This is a genomic window from Marinospirillum sp., from assembly GCF_014859565.1.
In genome coordinates this window covers 1-6,152 of record NZ_JACUUA010000189.1, presented here as the reverse complement: position 1 = coordinate 6,152, position 6,152 = coordinate 1, and the positions used below count along the sequence as shown (strand labels likewise).

The window sequence follows — 6,152 nt, the reverse complement described above, 5'->3', positions numbered from 1 at the left end:
GGTGTAGGGCAGGGTACTCGTGATCTGCTGAGTACCGAGATACAGGGTTATACTGACCGATAAGATAAATTGAGGAGTGATTTTGTGCTGAAATTCGCAACCAGAACCTGGTTTGGTCGTATCGGGCTGTTGTTGTTGCTGTGTCTGCCAGCAGTTTTGGCTGCTGCTGAGCCGCGTCTGCTGGATCGTGTGGTGGCCGTGGTGGATAAAGAAGCTCTGATGGAGAGTGAATTACAACAGCGGATGCAACAGGTACGGGCACAAATAACTGATCGAGGCTTGCGCGTGCCACCGGAAACTGTTTTGCGTCAACAAGTGCTGGATCGCCTGATTCTGGATACCATTCAATTACAACTGGCACAGCGTGCGGGCATGCAGCTTGATGAACAAACACTCAACCAGACGTTAAATCGTATTGCACGCCAGAATGATATGACCCTGCGTCAGTTCAGTCAGGCCATTGAAGCGGATGGTATGAGTTTTACTGCTTTTCGTGAACAAATCCGTCAGGAAATGTTGATTTCTCAAGTTCGCCAGCGCCGGGTGGGTGATCGTATTCAAGTCAGTCAGCAGGAAATTGAAAACTACCTGGCCTCGCCGGAAGCACTGGAGCAGGAAGGTCGTGAATTTCGGGTCGGCCATATCCTGATACCGGTCACTGATAACCCAACACCAGCCGAGATTACCACAGCACAGCAACGTGCCCAGGGGTTAAAAAAACGCCTGGATGCCGGTGAGGATTTCCAGGAGCTGGCAGTATCCAGCTCTGCAGGTGATGAAGCTTTCAGCGGTGGTGATCTGGGCTGGCGTACAGCTGCAGCTCTGCCTTCCCTATTTGCTGATCAGGTGGTGCGCCTGTCTGCCGGTGGCATGGCTGGACCCATTCGCAGCCCCAGTGGTTTTCACCTGATCAAATTGCTCGAAGTTCGAGGGGGTGCCCAGCATCTGGTTAACCAGACCCGCGCCCGCCACTTGCTGTTGACCCCGAATGCTTTACGTGATGAACAGGCTACACAACAACAGATCCGTGAGTTGCGTAATCGTATTCACCGAGGTGAAAGCCTGGCCACTCTGGCTCGTGAGCTTTCTGATGATCGTGGTAGCAAACAATCCGGTGGTAGTCTGGGCTGGGTCAGTCCCGGTCAGATGGTGCCGACCTTTGAACAGGCCATGAACAATCTGGAACCGGGTGAAGTATCCCAGCCAGTGCAGAGTCAGTTTGGCTGGCACCTGATTGAAGTGGAAGAACGCCGCCAATCGGATCTGACTGATGCACTGCGACGTCAGCAGGTGCGTCAGCTGTTGTCCGAGCGGCGCTTTGAAGAAGAAGTACAGAACTGGTTGCGCGAAATCCGCGACAGCACCTGGGTTGAAATACGGAGCTGATGTATGGATAACGCCTTACCCTTGTTGATTACCCCCGGTGAGCCTGCTGGTATCGGCCCTGACCTTGTCGTTCAACTGTCTCAGCAAGGCTGGTCCCCTGACTGGGTCTTGGTGGCCGATCCTGATCTGATACAGACTCGTGCCGAGCAGCTGGGGATTCAGCTGCAACTGCAGGAAGTCAACCCGGCTCAATTACAGCAGCCGGGTGATGCACAAAACATCCGTATTCTGCCGATCAAACTGCGACAAGCGGCAGTGGCTGGCGAACTTAACCCGGCCAACGCTGGTTATGTGCTGGAAACCCTTGAGCTGGCGACTGATCTCTGTCTACAGAAAAAAGCCAAAGGGCTGGTCACCGGGCCAGTGCATAAAGGGATCATCAATGAAGCGGGTATAACCTTCACTGGTCATACCGAGTTTCTGCAACAGCGTTGTGGTTGTGAACAGGTAGTGATGTTACTGGCAACAGCAGAGCTTAGAGTGGCACTGGCCACTACCCATCTGCCGCTGCGTGAGGTAGCGGATGCCATCACACCTGAGCGGTTAACACAGGTAATCCATATCCTGCATCGTGATTTGCAACGACGTTTTGGTTATCTCCATCCGCGTATTCTGGTGTGTGGGCTAAATCCTCATGCTGGTGAAGGCGGGCATCTGGGGCGCGAAGAAATAGAAGTGATTGAACCAACTCTTGATGCACTGCGAGCAGAAGGTTTGAATCTGATTGGTCCCTTGCCTGCAGATACCTTGTTTACAGAAAAAAATCTGGCCCAGGGTGATGCGGTACTGGCGATGTACCATGATCAGGGTTTGCCAGTACTTAAATATCAGGGTTTTGGCCGTGCTGCCAACATTACCCTGGGTTTACCCATTATTCGTACCTCTGTTGATCATGGCACCGCACTGGAACTGGCCGGAACTGGGCAGGCCAATATCGGCAGCCTGAAAACTGCACTTCATTACGCCACCATCTTTGAGGTTTGAACCATGGCTGTTTCCCCTAAGGGACACCGGGCGCGTAAGCGTTTTGGACAAAATTTTTTGCAGGATAGCGGCATCATTCGTCGTATTGTGCGTTCAGTGGCGCCAAGTGGTCAGGATCATCTGGTTGAGATAGGTCCGGGACTGGGAGCCATCACCGAATTATTGCTGGAAGAAAATGGTCAGCTGGATGTGGTTGAGCTGGATCGTGACCTGATCCCGATTTTACGCGTAAAATTTTTTAATTATCCCGGTTTTGCCATCCACGAAGCAGACGCGTTGAAATTTGATTTTTCCTCGCTGCGGCAGCAGGATGAGAAACTCAGGGTGGTGGGCAATTTACCTTACAACATCTCCACACCACTGATTTTTCATCTTTTGTCTTTTCAGGGGCTGATTCAGGACATGCACTTCATGCTGCAAAAAGAAGTGGTGGATCGTCTGGCTGCTCAACCGGGAACCGGCCAGTGGGGACGATTAAGTGTGATGGCACAATATTATTGTGATGTTGAGTCGCTGTTTGGTGTACCACCAGAATGTTTTGATCCGCAGCCCAAGGTGGACTCGGCAATTGTAAGATTAACACCCAAAGTACAGCCCACTCATCTTGCCAAAGATGAAGCACAGCTGGCAAATACCGTACGACTGGCTTTTTCACAACGTCGTAAAACCCTGCGCAATAATCTGCGTGGTGTGCTGGAGGTGGAAGCGCTGGAAAATCTGGGTATCGATCCACAAAGACGACCGGAAACCCTGACACTGGAAGAATTTGTGAAACTCTCCAACTATCTCTCCAGCTATCTCTCCAACTATCAAACGGAACAGGCATGGCAACCTACGCAATAGGTGATATACAGGGATGTTATCAGGCATTTCGCCGACTGCTGGAAGAAATCGCTTTTGATCCACAGCGAGATCAACTCTGGCTGGCAGGTGATCTGGTGAACCGGGGTACGGGTTCGCTGGAGGTGCTGCGCTATGTTGCTGATCTGGGTGACAAGGTTAAGGTGGTACTGGGTAACCACGATTTTCATCTGCTGGCCGTTGCCCGCGAGCAGCGCAAAACCCGGCGATCAGATACGTTAGATAAGCTGTTAAAAGCCAGTGATGCGGCAGAACTGATCGACTGGTTGGGCAGGCAGCCGCTATTGCACCATGATCCTGAATTGAATTTTGTGATGACACATGCCGGTATCCCGCCGATCTGGAGTCTAGCCAAGGCTCAGGCACTGGCAGCAGAAGTGGAAATGGAAATGCGCTCAGTCCGGCAGCAAACGCTGCTGAAGCATCTGTTCAGCAACAAACCCCGCTGCTGGAATGATGATCTGGCCGGGCAGGAGCGCTACCGCTGTGCGGTGAACTACCTGACCCGCATGCGTTTTTGCAAGCCGGATGGTACGCTGGATCTGGAAACCAAAAGTGAGGCCGGTAGTGCACCCAAGGGTTATGCACCCTGGTTCAGTTATCCGGGCCTGGTGCTGGCGGAAACCCGGATATTGTTTGGTCACTGGGCGGCCTTGTCGGGTCACACCGGCATCACCGGCATACATGCTCTGGATACCGGCTGTGTATGGGGACAGTTTCTGACTGCATTACGGCTGGAGGATCAGCAGGTATTCCGGGTGGCAGCAGTTAAGAAAGACCTTATATAATGTCGATTTTAAACCTGAGGTAAATGGCTTATGAGTTTTAAAATTATTCAGGCTCAGCAGGCCTGTGAATTGATGGATCAAGGTAAGGTGACCTTTGTGGATATCCGTGATCCACAAAGTTTTGACTCAGCACACATCAAAAATGCCTGTCGGCTGGATAACGCCAATGTTCAGGATTTTGTACAACAGACCGACAAATCCCAGCCTGTTGTGGTGTGCTGTTATCACGGCATGAGCAGCCAGAGTGCAGCACAGTTTCTGGTCGATCAGGGTTTTAAAGAAGTGTACAGTTTGGATGGCGGTTTTGAGTTCTGGAAAACCTGCCATCCGGATCGTTGTGAATAAGTCTTTTACCAGGCAATCACCAGATCACCCTGCTGGATATTGACCATTTCCGGCAAGGTGACCAGATTACCTCTGGCAAATCCGGGCTGAACCCGCTGCAGGCTCAAAGTCAGATCAACAGGAACCAGCTCTGTGTAAGCCCGCTGAGTGTGATCAAAAAAGGTGTTAAGGCGATAAACACTCAGAGTGTCACCTGGCTGCAGACCGGCTTCTGATCCTGCATCAATGTACAAATCCCGGTTATCGGTACGAGTAATACGCGCCATAAAAGGCTGACAACCAACCTGTACATGCAGATCACTGATCATCTGTTCAATCAGCACATCTATTTTGCGACCGTAATCAATTTCCCAGAAACGTGGACTGGCAAAACCGACTTTTTCAGTGCGGTTTTCTGTCCAGTTGCCGGTTACCGAATAACTGCGACTGCTGACCAGTTCACCACTGAAACCATCGTGGATAAACAGATCCACCTTAAACTCACGAGCAAAACGCTCACCCCGGTAACGATTACGTTCATACAGGTTTTGCATCACTGTGCGCTCACCGGCCAGCTCTGGATTCAACAAATCCAGATTACGGACTACGCCGGTCAGTACATACTGAGAGCCAATGCGAGTGGCAGTATCCACTGCCGTGGTGAGGGTGCCACGATCACTGACCGAGGTGGGAATGCTGGCGGTGTCGGTATACAGCTGGTAGCGCACAGCATCCAGCACTCGCAGGCGATCATAACCCTGCATCCGTTGTAAAATTTCCCGTGGCAGTCGCTCATTCACATCATGCAATGCCCCCATGTTGGCTGAACGGGGCTTTTCCAGATAAAAGTTGCTGATGGCAAGGCTGCGCTTGTAACCATTGGCATAATTACCACCCTGGCACCGACCGCTGTCTTCCAGCCGAGCCTTGACGGTCACAAACATCATGCCGCGTTCAATTTTTTCGTCCAGCACTTGCATTTCACTGATGCTGCTCTGGGTGGCAATGGAGAGTTGATCCGTATGAATCTGACCCTGATTCATAGCCTGATAACCCTGCACATGCAAAGCCCCTTGAAAGCTGGCTTGTCGAAGAGCATCACGGATGGCTGCGCGGCGGGCATTAACCAGATCCTGATGCTGTATAACAGATGAGCCGGTGGCTTCAATCCATTGTGCCTGAACAGGCAGGGCAAGCAGCAGCATCAGGCTTAAAATGAGCGATTTATACATGAAATCAGATCCATAAAAAGCAAAACGGGAAGCATCAGATTGATACTTCCCGCTCAAAAAGTCCAGTATTCAGTCAAGAGTATCAACTGCCGGGTATCAGTCCAGATGGTAGCGTGAAGTGGGACGCGCAGTGCTGGAGTGGGAACCCTCACTAATCATGGCAACCGGACGACAGGCTGGATCGCTGGCATTGCCTTCTAGCATACAGCGTTGAACGCGCGGCTCCAGAATCAGTTCCATCTGGGTTTCAAAAGAACCATCACTCAGCTCTTTTACACTGGTAACCCGGGCATCACGTACCAGGTTATCCACATAAGCACGTAACTGGTCATCAGTGGTGACCAGGTTACTGACGGTAGTGGAACCTTGAATACGTGTGCCGTGAACCCGCTCGGCCAAGGCACGATAAGCATCCATCTTGGAGGCGCGCATAGCCAGCAGGCGTTTCTGATTGGCACTGAGCTTGGAGTCAGCTCCACCAGCAGCGCCATAACCATTTACACGTACAACCACCACTTCCAGATTATTTGCCTGTGCAGTCTGACTGGATTGTTCAGCAGGTTGTCCAGCAGGTTGT

7 protein-coding genes are annotated in these 6,152 nt (G+C 51.5%); 5 read left to right on the top strand and 2 right to left on the bottom strand.

Annotated elements, in window-relative coordinates:
* The first annotated feature begins 84 nt into the window (after positions 1 to 84).
* From IBX50_RS16015 to glpE, 5 genes are read left to right on the top strand one after another with little or no spacing between them, the layout of a single operon-like run.
* Positions 85 to 1,386, top strand: a complete 1,302-nt coding sequence (locus tag IBX50_RS16015) for a peptidylprolyl isomerase (RefSeq protein WP_292257300.1) — start codon at positions 85 to 87, stop codon at positions 1,384 to 1,386.
* 3 nt (positions 1,387 to 1,389) lie between these two features.
* Positions 1,390 to 2,370 (top strand): 4-hydroxythreonine-4-phosphate dehydrogenase PdxA, encoded by a 981-nt coding sequence (gene pdxA, locus IBX50_RS16010; protein WP_292257299.1) that lies wholly within the window; start codon positions 1,390 to 1,392, stop codon positions 2,368 to 2,370.
* Positions 2,371 to 2,373: 3 nt separating this feature from the next.
* Positions 2,374 to 3,213 carry a 16S rRNA (adenine(1518)-N(6)/adenine(1519)-N(6))-dimethyltransferase RsmA gene (rsmA, locus tag IBX50_RS16005; RefSeq protein WP_292257298.1) on the top strand — a complete coding sequence of 280 codons (840 nt, stop codon included), beginning with the start codon at positions 2,374 to 2,376 and terminating at the stop codon, positions 3,211 to 3,213.
* The gene (locus tag IBX50_RS16000) at positions 3,195 to 4,019 is read left to right on the top strand and encodes a symmetrical bis(5'-nucleosyl)-tetraphosphatase (protein WP_292257297.1); all 825 of its coding nucleotides are present in this window, start codon (positions 3,195 to 3,197) and stop codon (positions 4,017 to 4,019) included. Before rsmA ends, IBX50_RS16000 begins: the two co-directional genes overlap by 19 nt.
* Positions 4,020 to 4,049: 30 nt before the next feature.
* A complete protein-coding gene (gene glpE / locus IBX50_RS15995) occupies positions 4,050 to 4,364 on the top strand; it encodes a thiosulfate sulfurtransferase GlpE (protein ID WP_292257296.1) in 315 nt (104 codons plus the stop codon).
* 5 nt (positions 4,365 to 4,369) lie between these two features.
* On the opposite strand, the gene IBX50_RS15990 is transcribed toward glpE, so the two are convergent.
* Positions 4,370 to 5,575: a flagellar assembly protein T N-terminal domain-containing protein gene (locus IBX50_RS15990; protein ID WP_292257295.1), complete on the bottom strand. Its 1,206-nt coding sequence runs from the start codon at positions 5,573 to 5,575 to the stop codon at positions 4,370 to 4,372.
* A 96-nt stretch (positions 5,576 to 5,671) separates the two neighbouring features.
* On the bottom strand, positions 5,672 to 6,152 hold a 481-nt coding region (locus IBX50_RS15985; protein ID WP_292257294.1), incomplete at its 5' end, for an LPP20 family lipoprotein.

What these genes read in the sequence shown, in the direction of transcription:
- pdxA (WP_292257299.1), top strand. Translation starts at nt 1,390, where the DNA reads ATGGATAACGCCTTACCCTTGTTGATTACCCCCGGTGAGCCTGCTGGT.
- rsmA (WP_292257298.1), top strand. Translation starts at nt 2,374, where the DNA reads ATGGCTGTTTCCCCTAAGGGACACCGGGCGCGTAAGCGTTTTGGACAA.
- IBX50_RS16000 (WP_292257297.1), top strand. Translation starts at nt 3,195, where the DNA reads ATGGCAACCTACGCAATAGGTGATATACAGGGATGTTATCAGGCATTT.
- glpE (WP_292257296.1), top strand. Translation starts at nt 4,050, where the DNA reads ATGAGTTTTAAAATTATTCAGGCTCAGCAGGCCTGTGAATTGATGGAT.
- IBX50_RS15990 (WP_292257295.1), bottom strand. Translation starts at nt 5,575, where the DNA reads ATGTATAAATCGCTCATTTTAAGCCTGATGCTGCTGCTTGCCCTGCCT.